Consider the following 19234-nt stretch of genomic DNA (forward strand, 5'->3'; position numbering starts at 1 on the left):
ACATGGAACGCGATGCCCCGTTACGCCGAATCACTTTGCGTCTTGCCGTTTTAAGCCGTCAGGATCGCCAATGGATTCTGGAGCAGCTTGATCACAACGAGCGTAATCAAGTGCTGGCATTACTGGATGAGATAAATGAACTGGGTCTTCTGACTAATCCCGGAGTGGTGAGTGATCTTTTACGTGACCAGATTGAACAGATAACACCAACCGGATTGCCTTTGGTCCACCCGGTCTGGGGAGCACTGTTATCTGCATCACGTGGCTTCAGTGAACAGTCTGATAATGAACAATTGCAGGAGTGGTTGGCACGACTACGGGGTATCGAATTGCCCGTTTCGCTTCTAAACAGCTTGGAGCGCCGGATAAGCAGCGGTGGAATCGTCCCATGAGCAATTTGATAAGCCATGTTGCGGATCCGAGTGTACTGAAGAAATCTGTTGTCTCGGAAGTGACCAGAAAACTCGGAAATCCTGTTTCTACCGACCTTTATGGCGCAAAGCAAATTAAGGAAATGGCCGCCATTGTTGTTCCGGGGAGTCCTGCCCAACCATCACCCGAAGCGCTCAGAGCCACGCTGAAAGTGCAGTTTTCGGTTCAATTGGCTGAATTGGAAGAAGAGGCCAGGAAGGCGGGCTTGAAGAATGCAGCCGATGAAGCGGTGAGCGCCCTAAAGCATGCTAGAGAGCAGGTTGTCAGCGCATGGAAACTCGAAGAGGACAAACTTCGTGCGTCCCTGAAGTCGGATCAGGAAAAACTTCGGGGTTTGATCGTTTCGTTGGCAGAAGAGCGTGAACAAATGCTCGGCGAGATGGCTCCTGCATTGGTGGAGTTGTTATTTGCATCATTAATAAAAATTCTGGGCAGACATGCCCTTGAAGGTGAGCTTGTAAAAGACATTGCGGCTCAAGCGATCAAGGAGTACCGCATCGCTTCCCCCTTCAGGATTTTAATCTCCCGCGTTGATTATGAGCGTATGGCTGCCGAAGATACCTCAGACAGTATCCTGGACTCATTACGGGTTGATGATCACGCCAAACCCGGTTCCTGCCTGATTGATTACGGCAACGGTTCTCTGGACGCCAGCCTGGAAAAACAGCTTGAATCATTGAAGCAGTTATTACTTCGTGGGAATGAACGTGTGGAATGAACTGGGGGATACACTTCTGGACAGGTTGTCAAAAGCCCGGTTATGCAGCAGGACGGGGCGTTTGCGAGCGATACACGGACTTGTCCTTGAGGCTACGGGCTTGGATGTCCAGCTGGGCGAATTGGTTGATATCCTGCCGGCCAGAGGTGGAAATTCTGTTCTGGCAGAGGTAGTGGGATTGAGGAATGATCATACCCTGCTGATGCCTTATGCCTCTGTAGACGGACTCTGCCTGTCCAGTGAGGTAGTCGCTTCGGGTAACACTAATGCAATACCGGTTGGGTATGAGCTGCTGGGCCGCGTGATTGATGCCGGAGGGAACCCACTTGATGACGGCCCATCGTTGAGCAGTTTAAATAAAGAGCACCGTTTTCAGAACCCCATCAATCCCTTGCATCGCCGACCCATTCAGGACCTTATGGTGACCGGTGTGCGTGCCGTTGATCTGTTCATGCCGCTTGGTCGTGGTCAGCGTATTGGAATCATGGCGGGAAGCGGTGTCGGTAAGAGTACCTTGCTGGGTATGATGAGCCGGCATGCGCAAGCCGATATCACGGTTATTGCCCTGATAGGTGAGCGCGGCCGTGAAGTTGGGGATTTTCTGCGCGACAGCTTGGGAGCCAAAGGCTTGAAAGGGGCTGTAGTGGTGGTGGCCTCAGCAGAACAGCCTGCCGTCATGCGTCGTCAAGCGGCCTATACGGCCACGGGTATTGCTGAATGGTTCAGGTCTCAAGGCAAGCATGTTCTGCTGATTATGGATTCCATCACCCGTTTTGCGTTTGCCCAACGTGAGATCGGGCTGGCAACCGGCGAGCCAATGGGAAGTCGCGGATACCCACCCTCGGTATTCGGACTGCTGCCGCCGCTCTTGGAGCGCGCCGGAGCTGTGAACGGACAGGGATCGATTACCGGCGTTTATACCGTGCTGGTGGAAGGTGATGACATGAATGAGCCTGTGGCGGATCATATGCGCGCCATTCTGGACGGGCATATTGTCCTCAGCCGGGAGCTGGCGTCTCGCGGGCATTATCCCGCAATTGATATTCAGAACAGTATCAGTCGGTTGGCCGGTGCGCTTTGCAAGGATACAAGGAAAGAACAAATCGAACGAGTTCGCCAAGCCTTGTCTGCATTCCGGAGTGCTGAAGATTTGATTCAGTTGGGGGCTTATGAAGCAGGCTCCAGCGCATTACTTGATACCATGATAGGAATGGAAGCTGACATGAACAACCTTTTGCGGCAGTCTCCGGATCAATATTCCTCTCCGGAAAACTCTTGGGCAATATGTACTGACTTTACGTCCAAGCTCCAGCGGGGAATGGCCAATGCCCGATGATCTTCTCAAAATACGTCGCATCAGGGCTTTGCACAAACTCAAGGAAATGCAGTGTGATAAAGCCTCCCGTGGCAATGCCATTGCCAGTCGAGAATTGAAGCGGGCATGTGAAGTCTCTGCTTGCGGGCAGAATCAATATATGCGGGAGCTTGCTGCTTACTCTCTCCATCAGGAAGCCGGAAAAGTGGTGGATACGGAGCTTCATACGGAAAGATTGATGGCCATTTTACAGACCCGCAAGGATGTTCTGATTGCCCGACAGGAAGAACATGCCTGTCAAGAACGGCAATCCTTAACCAGAAAAGTGCTTCTGGAGGCCCATGCCAGTGAAGGAGCAGTCGCCTTGTGGAAGGAGCGCACATTAGCGGCTTGGCGTCTTAAGCAATCGGCCAGGGAGCTGGAAGATATCTTTGACTCCCAGCGTCGAGGAAGCGGCCATGTCCATCCGGATTGATTCTCCTGCGGCGGTTGTTAGCCAGACGCATAACCAAGTAAAGGGGAAACCTCGCGAGGATTTTGCGTCACAGGCTGGTATTGACCGAACTGCTTCAGGCCAAGAGCAAGCTGCTGAAGACAGTGAAGCCTCCATGGAGTCACGATTCAGGAATGTGAAGCGTCCGGAGCGTGACAGTGAACATTTCCATGATGTTGAGCTGTCGGATTTCAGGCAACCCTTGATCAGGACTTCAGCCTCTGATCCCATTGAGCAGCGCGTGCAATGGGGTCTGCTGGCAGGTCTCAGGCTTTCCTATCTGGATCATGACGTATCAATACCGAATACGGGAAGCGGGTCACTACAGCTAACCGGTTTCAGTGCAGTAAGGGAGGCTGCGATCACCAAGGGTCTTGTCTGGAATACAGCCGCTTCGACAGGGTTGGGAGATTTTTATGGAAAATCCGGGTTGGTAAATTCAGATATCCAAACGCGCCGGCCTGAGGTATGTCAGCAGGATGCGCCCGTTGAAGCAACCTGGTCGAGCTTGTCTGATATCTGTTCCTGGTTGCCCCGCAGGGTCCATTGGGTATCCGGACAGCAGGGGGTGGATGTTGTTATCAGGGATTATCATCTGGACGAGGCCGAGGTTCACCGCCTTATCGATGACATTCGGCAACATATGTTGAGCGCGGGGATCGTCCCGGCCAGAATCAGAATTAACGGGCATATCCATTGGGAGGCCCCGCAACCTCAGTCAGGAGAAAAACATGGCCGTTGATGCCATTGGCAGCGCGCTCTCAGCTACGACTTCGGATATCACCGAGTCTCGGTTGAATCAGGAAGACTTCATTAAGCTTTTCATGACTGAACTTAGCTTTCAGGATCCGTTGGAGCCTATCAACAACCGTGAGTTCCTGGCCCAAATGGCGCAATTCGCCAATCTGGAGCAGGCCCGGGTCACCAATGAAAATATGGACAGTCTGGTAACTTTGAATGCGACAGCACAGTCTTTGAGTTTGCTCGGCAAGCAAGTCGAGGCCGGCAGTAATACCGGCAACTCGTTTATTGGGACAATTACCGCCATAAGTTTTGCCGGCGGCGCTCCCGTTTTGACTATCAAACAGGCCGACGGCTCGGTGATTACTGATATTCGACTTTCCCAAATACAGTTAGTACGGTAATAAGGAGAAATTCCCATGTTGCAGGCATTCTATAACGGGTTGAGCGGTTTGCTCTCGTTCTCCAAGGGTTTGGACAATGTGTCGAATAATGTGTCCAATATGAACACTCCTGGTTTTCGGGGCACGGGCACATTCTTTCGCAGCGTGGGTGGCGGCGATTCGGATGGCAGCGGTTATGGCTCGGAAATAGCCGGCACCAGCCTTCGTACCGAGGCGGGAGAACTTCGGCAGACAGGAACCGATACCGACTTGGCTATCAAGGGCAAAGGCTATTTCATACTCCGTACTGATGCGGGAAACTTACTCTATACCCGTTCCGGTCAATTCAAGCTGGACAAGGATAATGTTCTTGTAGACAGCGTCTCCGGCTTAAGACTTGCCGGCCTGGATGCTACCGGAAATCTTGTTGACCTGAATATAACCCCGCAACTGACGCTGCCACCGAAGCCGACAACCAAGATTGATCTGGTCGGGAATCTGGTGACAGGCAGTACTACTCACTCCATTAGTACCGTCAAGGTGTTTGATGCGAATGGGGGAGTACAAACGCTGACCATCAATTTCAGTAATCAATCCACAGCAACGGCTCCCAACAGTTGGAAGGTAACCGTGGCAAATGGCGCCACCACGTTGAAGGAAGGGGAAGTCCGTTTTGGCGCAGATGGCAGCCCATTGGCCGGATTCAATACCGTTACTGCGACCTTGACTGTAAACGGACAGGCTCAGGATATTGTTTTGGATTTCGGGACGCCTGGCAGCCTTTCCAAGTCAACGCAGTTTTCAGGGGCTTCATCCAGCCTGGCTGCGAAAGTCATCGACGGAAGTGCATTGGCAGGACTCACGACCTTCAGCTTTGACGAATCAGGGGTCATGAAGTTCACCTATTCCAATGGTGAGAAAAAGGACGGTGCACAGTTGGCAATGGCGGATTTTGCCGAGGAGTCCTCGCTGATTCAGGGAGAGAAAGCCATGTTCAAAGCGCCGGAAAATATGTCTCCGCAGATTGGGAAGCCAAATTCTGTTCAGTTTGGAAAAATACAGGGGGGGTACATCGAGTTATCCAACGTAGATTTGGCGCAAGAATTCGGGGATATCCTGATTATCCAGCGTGGTTATCAGGCGAGTTCACGGGTTATGACGGTGGCGAATGAAATGCTGGACCAACTCTATAACAACACTCGCGGAGGTTGAATGAGACGGTTTACAGTGTTGGGAGCAGACCGGTTATCCGTTTTGAGTGACCAATTCGAGACTCTTATCAGGCGTTGGTATGAAAGCTGGTGCATTTCACCAGAAGAGAAAGCGGCGTTGGCTGTTCAGATTGGAGAGGCATCCGGCTGGGCTTCAACATCACGACTTCGGCATACGGAGTGGGCCGGTCAGCCGTGCACCAATGGAGCAATCTGGTTGGGCTGCAGTAATGACAGAACGTTGAGAGATCTGGTATTCGGCAGGCTTGCTGCGATGTTGCCTGATGATGCTGTCAGTGAGGCGCTGCTTGGGGAAGCGAGGGAGGATTTGTTTGCCCGCGTGGCCGATGCAGCCGGTTTGCGGCAGGATGGCGGATTAACCCGACGGCACCCTGAAGGCCTGTATGACAAGGGGCGGGCGATTGTGCTGATAAGGCTTGGAGTTGGAAATTTCAACATTGATATATTTGCGCAAATTCCGTCAGACCAGGTCGATTCTCAGACCAAGGTGTCTGCCCCACAACTAGAGCGCCGACAGAATGCTGTCAGCCGGTCTAAGGTGAACTTGGTGGTTCGGTTGCCACTTGCCGAACTCCTGTTGGGTGACGTTTATCGCCTTGAAGCAGGTGACGTACTGCGTGCCCAGAGCCTGTTATCGGAGCCGTTTCGCCTGATGCTGGACACCGGAGTCGAGATTGCTGTCGGTCATTTGGGACGAAACCATGACCTTAGAGCCTTGTTGTTGTCGACACCTGTAAAAAAACAATCCCTGGAGCAAAAACACATGACTGATGTGGTTGAAAGAATTGAGCTGGACGAATTAACGCCGTCTGCAGTTGCGGGCAAAGGCCCGTTGGTACAACGTGACATGGGGTTGATCAAGCATGTGTCGGTGGAGTTGACGGCGGAAATCGGTACCGCCTCCCTGAGTATTGAGGAGCTTTTTTCCCTCAAGGCAGGTGAAGTCATAACCCTGCATCAATCTGTCGAAGAGCCGGTGTTGTTGCGTTTGAATGGCAAGCCCGTAGCCAGGGGGAATCTGATGGCGGTGAATGATCATTTCGGCATCCAGATACTGGAAATCCTGTAATGCCTGCCCAGGAAGCTGCATTGCCCGTCAAGGCTGCATCCTTGCCTTTGAATCAGGGGGAGTCAGTCGTGAGTTGGGCATTTATGTTTAAAGAACTGATGCTGACGGCGTTGTTACTGGGCGCAGCCTATCTTGTAATTCGTGTGATGGCGAATAAGGGCTGGCTTGTCAATAACCGGCGCTCGGTGAATATCATGCAATGCGCAGCGACATTGAGACTTTCCACCCGTACCACATTATTCCTGGTGCGTGCAGAAGGAAAAGACATTTTGATAACCGAATCTTCAACCGGAGTTTCCGTTACCCTGTTGAACGGCAGTGGAAATCAGCTGTCGATTGAGAAAGTGGCAGAGTTATCATGACGCAGTGGTCATTCATCAAGGGCATGGTGTTGACGGTTACCTTGTTTGTGGCAATGCCGGCCTGTGCTGCCGGCACAGCCGCCGCAGACTGGACAAACTTGAAAGTTGACCAGATAGGATCCCCTGTCAGTATGTTTGTCATGCTGACAGTGCTTTCGCTGATTCCTTTCCTGTTTATTGCAATGACGACTTTTACCCGGAATATCGTGGTCTTGTCGCTAGTGCGCCAGGCTTTGGGGTTGCAGCAAACTCCTCCGAACATGGTGTTGATTGTGCTGGCTTTTTTTCTGACGATGTTTGTTATGTCGCCGACACTGGAGAAATCGTATGAGGCAGGAATCAAGCCCTTTATGGGCAGTCAGATGCCGTTGGATCAGGCCAGTCACGAGGCTTGGACACCCATGCGGGAGTTCATGGTCAAACAGACCCGGGAGTCTGATCTGGCATTGATTCATGAATTAGCCAAAGCGCCGATGCCGACAACGATTGAGGAGTTGTCTCCGTTCAGACTGATTCCGGCTTTCATGCTCAGTGAGTTGAAACTGGCATTTCAGATCGGATTTGTGATTTTCCTGCCTTTCCTGATAATTGATCTGGTGGTTTCCTCCATTCTGATGTCGTTGGGAATGATTATGGTGCCGCCTGTGACCATATCATTACCACTCAAGATCATGCTGTTTCTGATGATTGACGGATGGGGGTTGATTGCTCAGGTATTGGTGCGAAGCGCCGGGTAAGGGGCGGCAGCGCATTCATGAGTAATTATTCGCAAGTTGAATCTGATGCGGCTGCCGAGGGAGAGCTCTGGCAGTACTGGAAAACCAGTCAGAATCCGGCCGGCCGCGCCACGCTATTCTATTACTATAGCGACTGGTGCCGCATGTTGGCCGGTCAGATTCAGGGGCTTTATCCGCACCGTCTGGCCGACTGGGGGGATTATGTTCATTTTGCATCCCAAGGGTTATTGATAGCCCTGGATCGGTTTGACCCTGATCGTGGCGTTCGCTTTCAGACATTTGCCGAACATTACGTGAAGGGGGCTGTGCTTAAGGGGCTGTCTTGTTATGTGCAGGATTTGCCGGCTGTACATCAGACCAAGAATATTCCATTGGCCATAGATACTGCCGAAGTTTCATTCGAGTTGTTGGTTGATACAGCCATTGATTTGGCGTTTGGCTACTTTCTTGAGTCCGGCCTGGTGGATCGCCAGTTGGAGTCCGGCCCCATGGATGCATATGCCAGAGAGCAGCAGCACAACTTGTTGGGTGGGTTTGTGGCTGTTTTACCGGAAAATGAAAAACAGGTTATCGTTGGGCATTATTACCAATATCTGAGTTTTGTTGAGATCAGTGAGTTGCTGGGTGTGTCCAAGGCCAGAGTATCGCAGTTGCATAAACAAGCGCTAAAAAAGATCAGGCTTGGTTTTGAGCAAACGGATGACCTGGATATTTGCTGGTAAAGGCGATTGTACTCAAGCGCCGGACGAAGTAGTCACCTTGTTAATCAATTTGTGCAAGGCGGTTGCCATACGCTCATCCTGCAACAGGGTGGCCGCGACCTGATGGACAACCCGTTCAAACTCCGGATTTTCCAAAATCCGGTCCCCGAATTCCCAGAGCAGCATTTCCTGAATGGCGATGACGGGAGCTTGTGCCGCATAGTCTGGTTCATCTTTCAGGTCGCTCAGTCGGTTTTCCAGTCGAGACCTCAATTTGGCCAGAACACGGCGGTTTTCGCTTTGCTCGGAAGTCCGGCTGGGTTGCACGGTCTTTGCGGACCGTTCACTCGGTGAAGACAGGGCGGAGAGTATCTGCGAGATTCTGGCCGGGTTAATCGGGTTCATGTCCGGCATCCAGAGAGTCGCGGTACGCGCCCAGGAATAACAGCGAGGCGGAATCGCTAGGTTTTTCCAAGGAGACGGACGGTGCGGATGCACTGGCCTCATCAATGGTTGAGGCGGGTTGCAAGCTGTCCAATACCCGGGTCATGTCCTGTTTCAGTGCAAGATTGTTATCGCATAATTCCAATCCGGCCGCAAAATGCGGAATGGCCAAAGCTTTGTCTTCAGCAATCAGGGCCATGTAGCCACTGGCAAATTCCCGCAAACTTGTATCGGTGGACACCTGAACCAGAGTGCCGAAGGCTTCTGCGGCTTCCGGAATCCGGTCAAGCTGCAGTTTGAGCAATCCAAGCTGGAAGCGTGCAATGTCCAGTCCAGGATCCAGAAGCAGCGACTCGGCCATACCTTCAGCGGCGCGTTCAAGAAGACCCAGTTCGGCGTGTTCGGCTGCCATCAGATAGTGGGCGGCGGAGTTGTCCGGCTGCAGTTCCAAAACGTTTTTCAGGTACAGCAGTGCGGCATGATGATCGCCTTTTTGCACGGCATGCAAGGCGAGGTGCAGGTACTCGGTGGCATCAAGGTTCACTGACGGGGCTCCGGTCTGACAATGGGTCAAGGGGGCAAGCATGATATATGCCTTGGGTCATGTGGCTGAACCGGTGAGAGCACCTGATCGGCATGAAGTCCGTTTGGCATTAAAAGGATACTGTCTTGCACAGGGGTAAGAAACAAAAAAATGTTGTTTCAGTCCTTAACTTTTTCTGAAACCGGGGAATAAGAGTAATAGATAAGGCGCTTGTGATGTCAGGCAGGTGTCGCAGAGTCGTTTAAGCATTGCTTGTGGAGAATTGGGAATGGTTGCCATCGTATCGGGAAACGGACTGGGTTTGTTCAACACCTCGCTCAACACCTTGGGTGGCAGCGGAGTCAGTGGACAAGCCGGGTTTGGGCAGGCAAACGGCCAAGCTGTCGTCAACGCAGCGACGGGCAACCTGATTCTGCAATTTACCGATGAGCAACTTTCCGGAATTGGCCAGGACCTGCCGGCACTTCGGACTTATAACGCATTGGGGCAGTCCAATGACGGAGATGCTGACGGCTGGCGCTGGGATGGCGAGCGTCGATTGATACTGACCGGTACGGTTAACACTGCCGGAAGCACCGTCACCCGTATCAATGGCGATGGGCACGAGACGCTTTATACCTGGAATGGCAGTCGCTACCAGTCTGCTGAGGGTCGCGGAGCGCATGACTCCCTGAGTTGGTCGTCAGGCGACACCACTTGGACATGGGTCGATGGCGATACCCGGTCGAGTGAAGTTTACGAGGCGGCTTCAGGGCAGTCAGGGCAAAGCCGCCTCAAAAGCGTCACGGCTACCGACGGCACCAGTATTAGTTACAGCTATGATGCGGCGGGACGTCTGGCCGGAGTCCGCGATAGTTCCGGCGCGGAATTGATCTACAACTACAATGCGGGCGGCAAGCTGGAACGCCTAGATACCCGTCTGAGCGGTAGCGACACGCCGTCCAAGCAGGTCTACTACTATTACGATGCCCAGGGACGTCTGAAGCGCGTGCTGACGGACCTGACCGTTGACAACAGCATTGCTGATGCCGGGGCCACGCCTGCCGGGGTGCTGTCTGCCGGGGCCAAGGTCTATGTCACAGATTATACCTACGATGACGCCAATGGCGTCTTCAGCCGGCGGATTGCCTCCGTCAGCCAGAGTGACGGCGGCAGCGTCAGCTTTACGTATCAACAAGTGCCTGCCGGCGGTGAATACCGTTTGCGTACCGTCACGGATGCGTCCGGCGTCACGACGTTTGACTATGGGAATCTGGCAGACCGTACCACGACCGTCAGCAATGGGCTGGGCCAGGCGTGGGTTTACCGTTACGACGAATCACAGCGGCTGGTTGAAGTCCGTAGTCCGTCCGTAGCCGGTCAACCGCTGACGACAACGGCCTTCAGCTATGATGCTGACAGCAACGTGGGCATGATCAGTTCTGGCGGTAAAACGCTGACCTACGGATACGACGCCAATGGCAACCGCACCCTGGAACGAGACAGCCTGGGCAATACGCTGCGCCGCACCTATAGCATCACCAGCCGTCTGCTGACGGAAACGCGATATGCCACAGCATCCATGTACAACAGCACAACCGCCGTTTGGACAGACCCGGCGATTGGTCAGACCACGAACTATCTTTATGACAGCGCTGACCGCCTGCGCTATTTCGTCAGTGCCGAAGGCCGGGTGACGGAGTACCGTTATAATGCCCAAGGCCTGCCAGAGCGGGTAATCCAGTACGGCAGTGCGGTTTACACCAGCACCATGACCGAGGCTGCGCTCAATACCTGGGTTGTCTCCCAGGACAAGACCCGCACTACCTTGAGTTTCACGCAATATGATGCTTACGGTAACCTCGCCAAGCGCACGGATTACGCTTCTGTGGACAGCACGGGCAATGGCCTTCTGGATGCTGCAGCCGTTGTTACCGAGTACACCTATAGCGGTTCCGGCCAGTTGCTGCAGACCATCGCGGTTCGTGGGCCAGATCGAAGCAGCAAGACGACCTTGGCCAGCAATGTCTACGACGGTTTGGGGCGCTTGCAAAGCCAGGTTGATGCGGATGGCACCCATACCAACGTTTATGACGGCGTTGCCCGCACCTTGACGGTTACCCACAGCAGCGGTCGCATTGTGACCAATAGCTACGATACGAGCGGTCGCTTGTTGACGGTGGCCGAGAGTGGTACAGGCGTCTTGTCCAGGGTGACTGTATTCACCTACGACCTTGCGGGCCGTTTGGTTGCTGAGCTGGATCCAGCCGGTGGACGTCGTTTTACCTTCTATGATGAAGCAGGGCGTGTGAGCGCCCGCGTCGACGGGGTCGGCGCGGTGACAGAGTACACCTATACCGCCACCGGCGGGCTGTCTGTGGAGCGCCGTTATGCCACCCGCGTTGATACGAGTGACTGGATCAGCAGCGCGGGAGTCATGACCAAGACGCTGGTCAGCCAAATTCGCCCCGTGGCAACGGTGGCGGACCGGCAAACAGCCTATGCGTATGATGCCGCTGACCGGCTCTGGACAGTGACAGATGCCGCCAATGTCGTCACCATGAACAGTTACGATGCCCGCGGTCAGTTGATCCAGACACAGACCGGAGACCGGATCAGCCGCTATTTTTATGACAAGGAAGGCCGCCCGCAGGCCGTTCTCGACGGCGAAGGCTATCTGACTGAGAACATCTACAATGCCGCAGGCCAGCTGTTCCAGGCCAAGCGATATGCGGTGGTGACTACGCCGTTGCAGCAAGCCGGCGCCACCTTGACGGATGTGCGGCCATCAGCCACCGGTGCGCTGAGCACCTACTATTTTTACGATGCCGCCGGTCGGCGCACCGGCGTGCTGGATGAACAGCAGTTCCTGACAGAGACGGTCTATGACGCCGCCGGCAACGCGCAGCAGACAATCCGTTACGCCACCCCTTATACGGGATCAGTCGCTTCCTCGACAATGCTGAGTACGCTTAAGACGGCATTGCAGGCCAGTGCCCGCCAGACATCCACAACAGCCTATGACAGCCTGGGCCGGGTATCGACAGTGACCGATACCGCCGGGACCGTGACTGCTTATGAATATGACTCTTATGGCCGTGTCGTTCGGGAAACGGCTGCTCAGGGGAGCAGTGAAGAGCGGAGCACCCGTAACCGCTATGACGCCTATAGCCAGGTGGTGGGGCAGTTGGGGGGAGAGGCATCAACTCGCATCACGAGCGGCATGGCGGATGCGTCACAGGCGGCTGTGTACCGGCAGTTTGGCGCCGGATATGAATATGATGCGCTGGGCCGCAAGTCGGCATTTACCGATGCGGCGGGTAACCGGACAGTCTACTACTACGATGCCGAAGGCCGTCTGACCCACACCATCAGTGCAGAGGGAGAGGTTAGCGAAACCATCTATAACGCTTTTGGCGAGGTTCAGGAAACAACACGCTACACGACCAAGCTGGCCCCTAACCAGAACGACCGGGCCACGGAGACCACGCATAGTGGTAATCAAGCGGCGCGAATCTGGTATCGGGCGGGGACTAGTAATAGCAGTATTTCCCGTAATCTAACCGGCTTTTTACCTTCAGGTGAGACGTTCCAGACAGGGGATGTCCTGACGGCAACAGTCTGGTTCAAGGCTGATGCTGATACTCAAGGCGCTATGTATGTGGGGTCAGGAGGCTCCGGCGCGTATGTCAGGGTGAGCGGAAACGGACAGTGGCAGCAGATAAAAGTCAGTTATTCGGCTACTTCGAGTGATCCGCTCTCTGTTTATCTCTATGGTGACCGCGATGGTGCGAGCCGTGTCCAAGGCCATAATGTTATTTACGATGATCTGGAAGTCACCTGTGAGGCCAGAAATTTTCAATATGTGGATGGATTTGAAGGTGGTCTAACCGGATGGTCAAGTTCGACACAGTATAAAGATATTGTAACGGCGAGCAGTTCGAGTACCTTCAGCGGTAGCGGGTCAGCCCGCCTGTGGTATCAGGGCGGGACGCCCAGCACGCTGAGCCGAAACCTGGGCAGCGTTGCGGCGGGAGATGTGGTGACCGCGACCGTCTGGCTGAAGGCGGGTACAGATACCCGGGCAGCGGTTTACCTGGGCAATAGCGCCGGTGTTGCTACACAGTCCAGTTGGAGAGAGTCCGTTGGTACGGGCGGCTGGAAAAAAGTATCGATTACCGTCACGGCGACTGCCGCTGAGGATTTCTACCTCTACCTGAATGCGGATGCCTTTAATCCTGCCCCCAGCGCGGCGCACTCGGTCACCTATGATGACGTGGTGGTGCTAAAGAACGGTGTGGCATGGTTGGCAGATGGCTTTGACAGCGGGGTGACCCCGGCAGCCACGGTAACCGCCACGACCGGCTGGTTCCTGCAGGGTGCGCGTGTGGATGCAGCCAGGCAAAGCAGTGTCACCAGCTTTGATGGCAGCCAGTCCCTTCAGGTCGCTTACAAGCCCGGAACCAGCAGTTATGTCGTGCAGGCGCTGGGAAGCTTCGCCGTGGGCGAAGTGATTACCGCAACGGTCTGGTTCAAGACGACGGCGGATACCCGGGCGCGGGTGGCGCTAGGAGGCAGCGGCGGCGGCGCTATCAGCACCTCCGCGCTTGATGCCTATGGTGTCGGTGATTGGCAACCGCTGACGGTGACCGGCACGGTCACCGCCGCAGGTGCGATTTATATCTACTTGTATGCTGATGTTAATGGCGGCTACAAGCAGGAAGGCCATACAGTTTTGTTTGACAACCTGGAGGTTGCCAGCTCGACGCGTGGCCGCATATACAGCCATGACTTTGAAAGCCTGACCAACATTAATGTCGGGGGCGGGTTAAGCCGCCTGACGGGTGCAGAGGGGCGGGAGGCCCTGCAGGGGGGCGTACTCACCACAGGCCTGAGGGCGCTGGTGCAGGGTATCCGTAATTCCGCCATCGACAGCCGGACTCAATACCGCTATGACACTCGCGGCTTGATGATCAGCCAGACCGATGGTGAAGGCTTCGAGAGCAGCTTCAGCTATACCGACTTCGGGCAGCTGTTCCAGACCACCCGGCAGCTGACACCGGGGGCAACTCCCAATACCGTCGTTACGGAGAACCGCTACAACAAGCGCGGCGAGCGTATCGGGGTGACTGAGGACCTGGATCCAGCAGGACTGAACCGGGTGACATCGACCAAGTATGACGCTTTTGGCCGGGTCATTGAACAAACGGATGCCTTGGGAAAGCTGACCACCACCAAGTACGACAACAATGGCCGCCAGATTACGGTAACCGATCCTCTGGTTCATGCCCGCAAGAGCATATACGACGCTTATGGCCGTGTTCTGACGCAGACAGATGTCAATGGTAACAGCACCTCCTATGCTTATGATGACGTCAACCGATCAGTCACTGTAACCACGCCGGAAGGTATCACGCTTAGCACCTGGAAGACCCGGCACGGCGAAACGCTGAAGGTTGTTGATGGTCGTGGAAATGCTACGTCCTATGAATACAACCTTAATGGCCAGTTGGCACGATCTGTCGATGCACAGGGAAATGACAACCAGAATGTGTACGATGCTGCCGGGCGACTCATTCAGACGACCGATGCGCAAGGGGCGCAGACCCGCTTTGAGTATGACGCCGCCAACCGTGTCATCCGCCGTCTGGATGAGGCCACGACGGGGAATGTCACCCGATATTCGTTTGATGGCCAGGGCCGCCAGGTCCGGGTCACGGAGGGTGATGGCAGCCTGGGGCAACGGATTACCGATTACAGCTATGACCGCAAGGGACAGATGCTGACGGTCACGGTTGATCCAGCTGGACAGAAGCTGACCACGAGTTACGCGTATGACGGCGTGGGTCGTCAACTCCGAATCAGTCGAGGCGATACCGCCAATCCGGCGCAGCAGGTGATGGCGTATGCCTACGATGACCTGGGTCACCGGATCAGTGAAACGCAGGATCCGGAAGGCCTGAACCTGACCACGCAGTACAAGTACGACCTGGAAGGCCGGTTGACGCGTAAAATTGATGCCTTGGGTAACAGCACCTGGTATGTCAATGATGCAGCCGGGCTGCTGATGTACACGGTGGATGGCGAGGGCCAGGTCACCCGGTATTACTATGATGGTAATGACCGGGTCATCAGCACCCTGAAGTATGCCAACGTCATCGCCAAGGCCACCCGGGACACCTACGGTGACATAGTGAGCGCGACGGCAACGGCGGGAACGGTGACCATTTCGGCGCCGGCAGCCGATGCGGCCCGTGACCAGCGAACCTTTGCGGTGTACGACCGTGACGGCCGGGTTCGTTACCAGATCAATGCCCTGCGGCAGGTGACAGAAACGCGTTATGACGCGGCCGGGAATGTCACTGAGACGATTACACATGAGCGCGAGTTGCCGGCGGATACACTGATCTGGCCCGCCGCCCCAAATTCGCCGGATACCGGTTTCACGGCGCTGACGTCAGCCTCACAGACCCTTTTGAATACCTACCCAGGCCTGTTTCGCTACGATTCAGTAAGTCGGCGTCTGGTGCTTTGCTCCGTCAATAATACAGCCAGTGTCAATCAGACGCTGATAGGGCCATCACGCGCTTTTGAGCCAGGCCAGCAATATCGGATGGAGATCACGCTGGGCGCCACGCTGCCGAGCCGGTTGATCGTGGGCCTATCCAACGAGGGCCAATCTTCCACGGCCGGACTTTCAGCTAACAACTACCGTCGCCATGCCCTTTATCTCAGCGGAGGCAAATGGTACAGCGTTATCAACGATAACAGCATCAGCGCCACGCCGCTGCTGGGGGTTGCGGCGGCATCCACCACTTACGTGCTGGAAATTGAAACCCGTGCCGGTGGCACTTCGCTGTATGTTTACGAGAAAGGCAAGACCCGAGCCGAAGGTTACAAGGATGAGTTTGACAGCATCGGCTGGGATGAGGCCCGTTTTACCCTCTACGGTGTGCAGTCCCCTACAGATACCAACGGTGAGGCGTATATCGACAACCTGTCGATTTCGACCCGTACGTCAGCAGCGGTTGTGGGCAGCCGCACACGTTATGTCTACGACAGCCTGAACCGGCAACGCTTTGTCATCGACCCCTTGGGCAATGTCACCGAGAAGTGCTACGACGCCGCAGGCCATGTTACCGAGGTGCGGCGTTATGACCGTGCGATTCCGCTGGAGACTGTCGCCACAGAGTCGGATGTGGGGGCAGCCCTGGGCCTGGCCGGAGCCGGCGCCCAGCGGACGGGCTATGTCTACGACAGTTCGGGCCGACAACGTTTTACCGTGGATGCCCTGAATCAGGTTACCGAAGCACGCTATGACGCACTGGGCCGGGTGACGGACACCATCCGTCATGCGGCTGCCCTGACGGCCGGTACGGTGTTGAGCGAAGCGGCAGTTGCCGCGCAGCTTTACCCCGTTTGGTCGGATGACCTGGATGATAACGGCGTCTCAGGCATGACCGTGCAAAATTTCACGGATGTGCTGTCGCTGAGTGAGGGAAAGCTGACCCTGACCAACGCAATGGGTGCGGAAGCCGAACCCTCGGTCTATGAGAGTGCGTTCAAGACGTTCACTCCGGGCATGACCTACCATGCGGAGTTCAGCCTGGGCGCCACCCTGCCGAAGAGCTTCAAGATAGGCCTGGAGAATAGCAAGAACAGTTATGGTGCGACTTATCGACGCCATATCCTGTTCTTTGATAACGGCAACCTGCGGTCGGTGGCCTACTCTGACAAGGAAGAAAAATCCGTCTTGCTTGGCGTGGCGAAGGCCAATACCACCTATGTTGTTGAGGTGGAAACGCGGGCGGAAGGGACGACATTGTATGTTCATGAAAAGGGGCAGAGCCGTGAGAGCGGCTTTAGCCAGAGCTCCGATGCTTCAGTCTGGGCTGACATGCGGCTCCGCATTTGGGGCCGCCGCAACCCGGCGTATGACGGCTCCAAAGTCAGCATTGACAACCTGCAAGAATGGAACCTGAACGGGACGCAGGCGACACTTTCGTCACGGACGCGAACGGTTTATGACGCAGCAGGACGCGCCAAGTTCCAGCTCGATCCGCTGAATGCAGTGACGGAATATGTGTATGACGATGCCGGACGGGTGGTACAGGAAAAACGCTATAGCGATGCACTGACCGCCGTACCGTTGACACTGACGGAAGGCACGCTGACGACGGCGCTGCTGAACAAGGCGGCGGTGACAACAACGCGGGTGTATGACGGCGCGGGTCGCGAGCGTTTTACCGTGGATGCCTTGGGTTATTTAAGCGAGCAACGATTCGACGCCTTGGGACATGTCATTGAGAGTCTGCGTTACGCTGAGCCGGTCAATGCCAATGCACCGGTGACGGTCACTGAAGCTGATGTTGTGGCGCAACGCACACAATACCGCTATGACCTGGATGGCCGTGTGGTTTATACGGTGGACGCCTTGGGGAATGTGACCGAGAACCGTTATGACGGTCTTGACCGGGTCACCAAGACGATCCGTTATGCTCAAAAAATCAGTGTTCCGGCGAGTTTGGTGCTCTCGGAGATACAGGCGGCGGTAACGGCGGCCAATGGTGCAAGCCCGACGGATACGGCCACGACAAACGTGGTCTATGACCGCCTTAACCGGGCGGTATTCAGTGTGGATGCGCTGGGCTATGTGACGGGTCGGCAGTATGACGCGTTGGGCCGGATGGTCAAGGAAATACGCTATACACAGAAGCCGGTCGGGACGGTCAGCTATACAGAGGCCTGGTTGTCGAATACGGTGAACCTGAGTGCGGCCGGGGCGCAGGTGACTCGTTATGCGTATGACGCGGATAATCAGTTACGGTACACCGTGGATGCCCTGGGTTATGTGACGGAGCAGCGCTTTGACAGCCTGGGCCGGGTCAGCGCAACGCTGAAGCATGCGAAGGCAATCAATGCTGATGCAGTCGTCACCGAAGCAGATGTTGATCTGCAATTAAAGAGCCTGACCGTGGCGGATCTTGGCAGCACCTTGATGCCAGTGGGTTGGAAGCTGGGCACTTACAGTGGTACAACCATTGTCGATGGCCGTCTTGCCGTGCAGCCACAGGCGAATAACGCCCTGTCCACCACTCAATATCCCAAAGTCTTTGAAGAACAGCAGCTATCCGCCTATCAGGCCGGTAAGGTCTATCGGGGAGAGGTGACAACGGGCAGCAGCTTAAGCAATGCGTTCGTGACCTTGACGTTGTCCGATGATAACTCTCCATGGAAGCATAGCATCGAGTTCAACGGGGGCCGTATTGATGGAGTAACGCGAGCGCCGGGAGTCTCGGGCGGCAAAATGTTGGGTATGGCCAAGATCAATACCACCTATGTGGTGGAGATTGAAACGATGGCGGATGGAACATGGGCGTATGTTTATGAAAAGGGAAATAACCGTGATTCAGGCTTCAGCCAGTGGTTTGCAGGGTCTACTTCGACTTCGACTTGGGGCACCTGCAGTTTCCGAGGTGTAACCGTGACCGGACCGTCGACAACAATATCGACGGGGCCGGTCATCTATTTGGATAACCTGAGCATTTCGAGTCGGAGTGCGAATCCGGAAGCATCTGCGCAGGTGACTCGTTATGTATATGACGCCGATGGTCAGCAACGCTTTAGTGTGGATGCCTTGGGTTATGTGACGGAGCGTCAGTACGACAGCTTAGGCCGGGTGGTGAAGGAAGTCCGTTATGTGGAAAAACCAGGGGACTTGACAACTTGGCTGGCCAATCCAGGGTCACTGGATGTGACTGGGGCACAGGTCACCCGCTACGTTTACAACGCCAACAACCAGTTGCGATTTACCGTTGATGCCTTGGGGTTTGTGACGGAACAGCGTTATGACAGCTTGGGTCGAGTCACGGAAACACTGCGTTATGCCGGTGCCATCAATTTTGCAGATGTTTCTAACGAATCCGATTTCGCGATAAAGCTGAACGCCATTCAGGTTGTAGACTTTACCGGAGGGGCTCTGCCATCGACGTGGACGCATAATCCGTCGGTCACCTCAGCGACACTGACGCAAGATCAACTCAGCATTAAAACGGGGAATTCAAGTTCGGCGAACGATTGGCCT

At 54.9% G+C, this 19234-nt stretch carries 14 protein-coding genes; 12 read left to right on the plus strand and 2 right to left on the minus strand.

Translation table 11 applies throughout. The features are described from left to right. Positions 1–2 precede the first annotated feature (2 nt). Genes Q7T36_RS08465 through Q7T36_RS08515 form a run of 11 tightly spaced genes read left to right on the plus strand, consistent with a single transcriptional unit; the run spans position 3 to position 8204 of the window. Positions 3–392: a hypothetical protein gene (locus Q7T36_RS08465; RefSeq protein ID WP_304846510.1), complete on the plus strand. Its 390-nt coding sequence runs from the start codon at positions 3–5 to the stop codon at positions 390–392. Next, positions 389–1150 carry a FliH/SctL family protein gene (locus Q7T36_RS08470; protein ID WP_304846513.1) on the plus strand — a complete coding sequence of 254 codons (762 nt, stop codon included), beginning with the start codon at positions 389–391 and terminating at the stop codon, positions 1148–1150. The genes Q7T36_RS08465 and Q7T36_RS08470 overlap by 4 nt, the downstream gene beginning before the upstream one ends. Beyond that, positions 1134–2486: a FliI/YscN family ATPase gene (locus tag Q7T36_RS08475; RefSeq protein WP_304846609.1), complete on the plus strand. Its 1353-nt coding sequence runs from the start codon at positions 1134–1136 to the stop codon at positions 2484–2486. Before Q7T36_RS08470 ends, Q7T36_RS08475 begins: the two co-directional genes overlap by 17 nt. Further along, positions 2476–2940, plus strand: coding sequence for a hypothetical protein (locus Q7T36_RS08480; RefSeq protein WP_304846516.1), 465 nt, complete (start codon positions 2476–2478; stop codon positions 2938–2940). Before Q7T36_RS08475 ends, Q7T36_RS08480 begins: the two co-directional genes overlap by 11 nt. Then, positions 2924–3700 (plus strand): hypothetical protein, encoded by a 777-nt coding sequence (locus Q7T36_RS08485; protein WP_304846519.1) that lies wholly within the window; start codon positions 2924–2926, stop codon positions 3698–3700. The genes Q7T36_RS08480 and Q7T36_RS08485 overlap by 17 nt, the downstream gene beginning before the upstream one ends. After that, the gene (locus tag Q7T36_RS08490; protein WP_304846521.1) at positions 3690–4103 is read left to right on the plus strand and encodes a flagellar hook assembly protein FlgD; all 414 of its coding nucleotides are present in this window, start codon (positions 3690–3692) and stop codon (positions 4101–4103) included. The genes Q7T36_RS08485 and Q7T36_RS08490 overlap by 11 nt, the downstream gene beginning before the upstream one ends. Positions 4104–4118: 15 nt before the next feature. Then, the gene (flgF, locus tag Q7T36_RS08495; RefSeq protein WP_304846523.1) at positions 4119–5294 is read left to right on the plus strand and encodes a flagellar basal-body rod protein FlgF; all 1176 of its coding nucleotides are present in this window, start codon (positions 4119–4121) and stop codon (positions 5292–5294) included. Between the two features lie 42 nt (positions 5295–5336). Beyond that, positions 5337–6383, plus strand: a complete 1047-nt coding sequence (locus Q7T36_RS08500; RefSeq protein WP_304846525.1) for a FliM/FliN family flagellar motor switch protein — start codon at positions 5337–5339, stop codon at positions 6381–6383. Continuing rightward, positions 6383–6745: a hypothetical protein gene (locus tag Q7T36_RS08505; RefSeq protein WP_304846528.1), complete on the plus strand. Its 363-nt coding sequence runs from the start codon at positions 6383–6385 to the stop codon at positions 6743–6745. Before Q7T36_RS08500 ends, Q7T36_RS08505 begins: the two co-directional genes overlap by 1 nt. After that, complete coding sequence (gene fliP / locus Q7T36_RS08510) at positions 6742–7482, plus strand: flagellar type III secretion system pore protein FliP (protein ID WP_304846531.1); 741 nt, start codon at positions 6742–6744, stop codon at positions 7480–7482. Before Q7T36_RS08505 ends, fliP begins: the two co-directional genes overlap by 4 nt. Positions 7483–7499: 17 nt before the next feature. Continuing rightward, entirely contained in the window at positions 7500–8204 is a 705-nt protein-coding gene (locus tag Q7T36_RS08515; protein WP_304846534.1) for a sigma-70 family RNA polymerase sigma factor, read from the plus strand. A 12-nt stretch (positions 8205–8216) separates the two neighbouring features. On the opposite strand, the gene Q7T36_RS08520 is transcribed toward Q7T36_RS08515, so the two are convergent. Both Q7T36_RS08520 and Q7T36_RS08525 read right to left on the minus strand, forming a co-directional pair. Continuing rightward, positions 8217–8588 carry a hypothetical protein gene (locus Q7T36_RS08520; RefSeq protein WP_304846537.1) on the minus strand — a complete coding sequence of 124 codons (372 nt, stop codon included), beginning with the start codon at positions 8586–8588 and terminating at the stop codon, positions 8217–8219. After that, positions 8575–9171, minus strand: a complete 597-nt coding sequence (locus Q7T36_RS08525) for a hypothetical protein (RefSeq protein ID WP_304846540.1) — start codon at positions 9169–9171, stop codon at positions 8575–8577. Before Q7T36_RS08525 ends, Q7T36_RS08520 begins: the two co-directional genes overlap by 14 nt. Positions 9172–9439: 268 nt before the next feature. Here Q7T36_RS08525 and Q7T36_RS08530 point away from each other — a divergent pair. Then, the coding region (locus Q7T36_RS08530) for a hypothetical protein (protein ID WP_304846543.1) at positions 9440–19234 on the plus strand (9795 nt) is incomplete at its 3' end.

The sequence above is a fragment of the Fluviicoccus sp. genome (genome assembly GCF_030646115.1).
Taxonomy (GTDB): Bacteria; Pseudomonadota; Gammaproteobacteria; order Pseudomonadales; family Moraxellaceae; genus Fluviicoccus.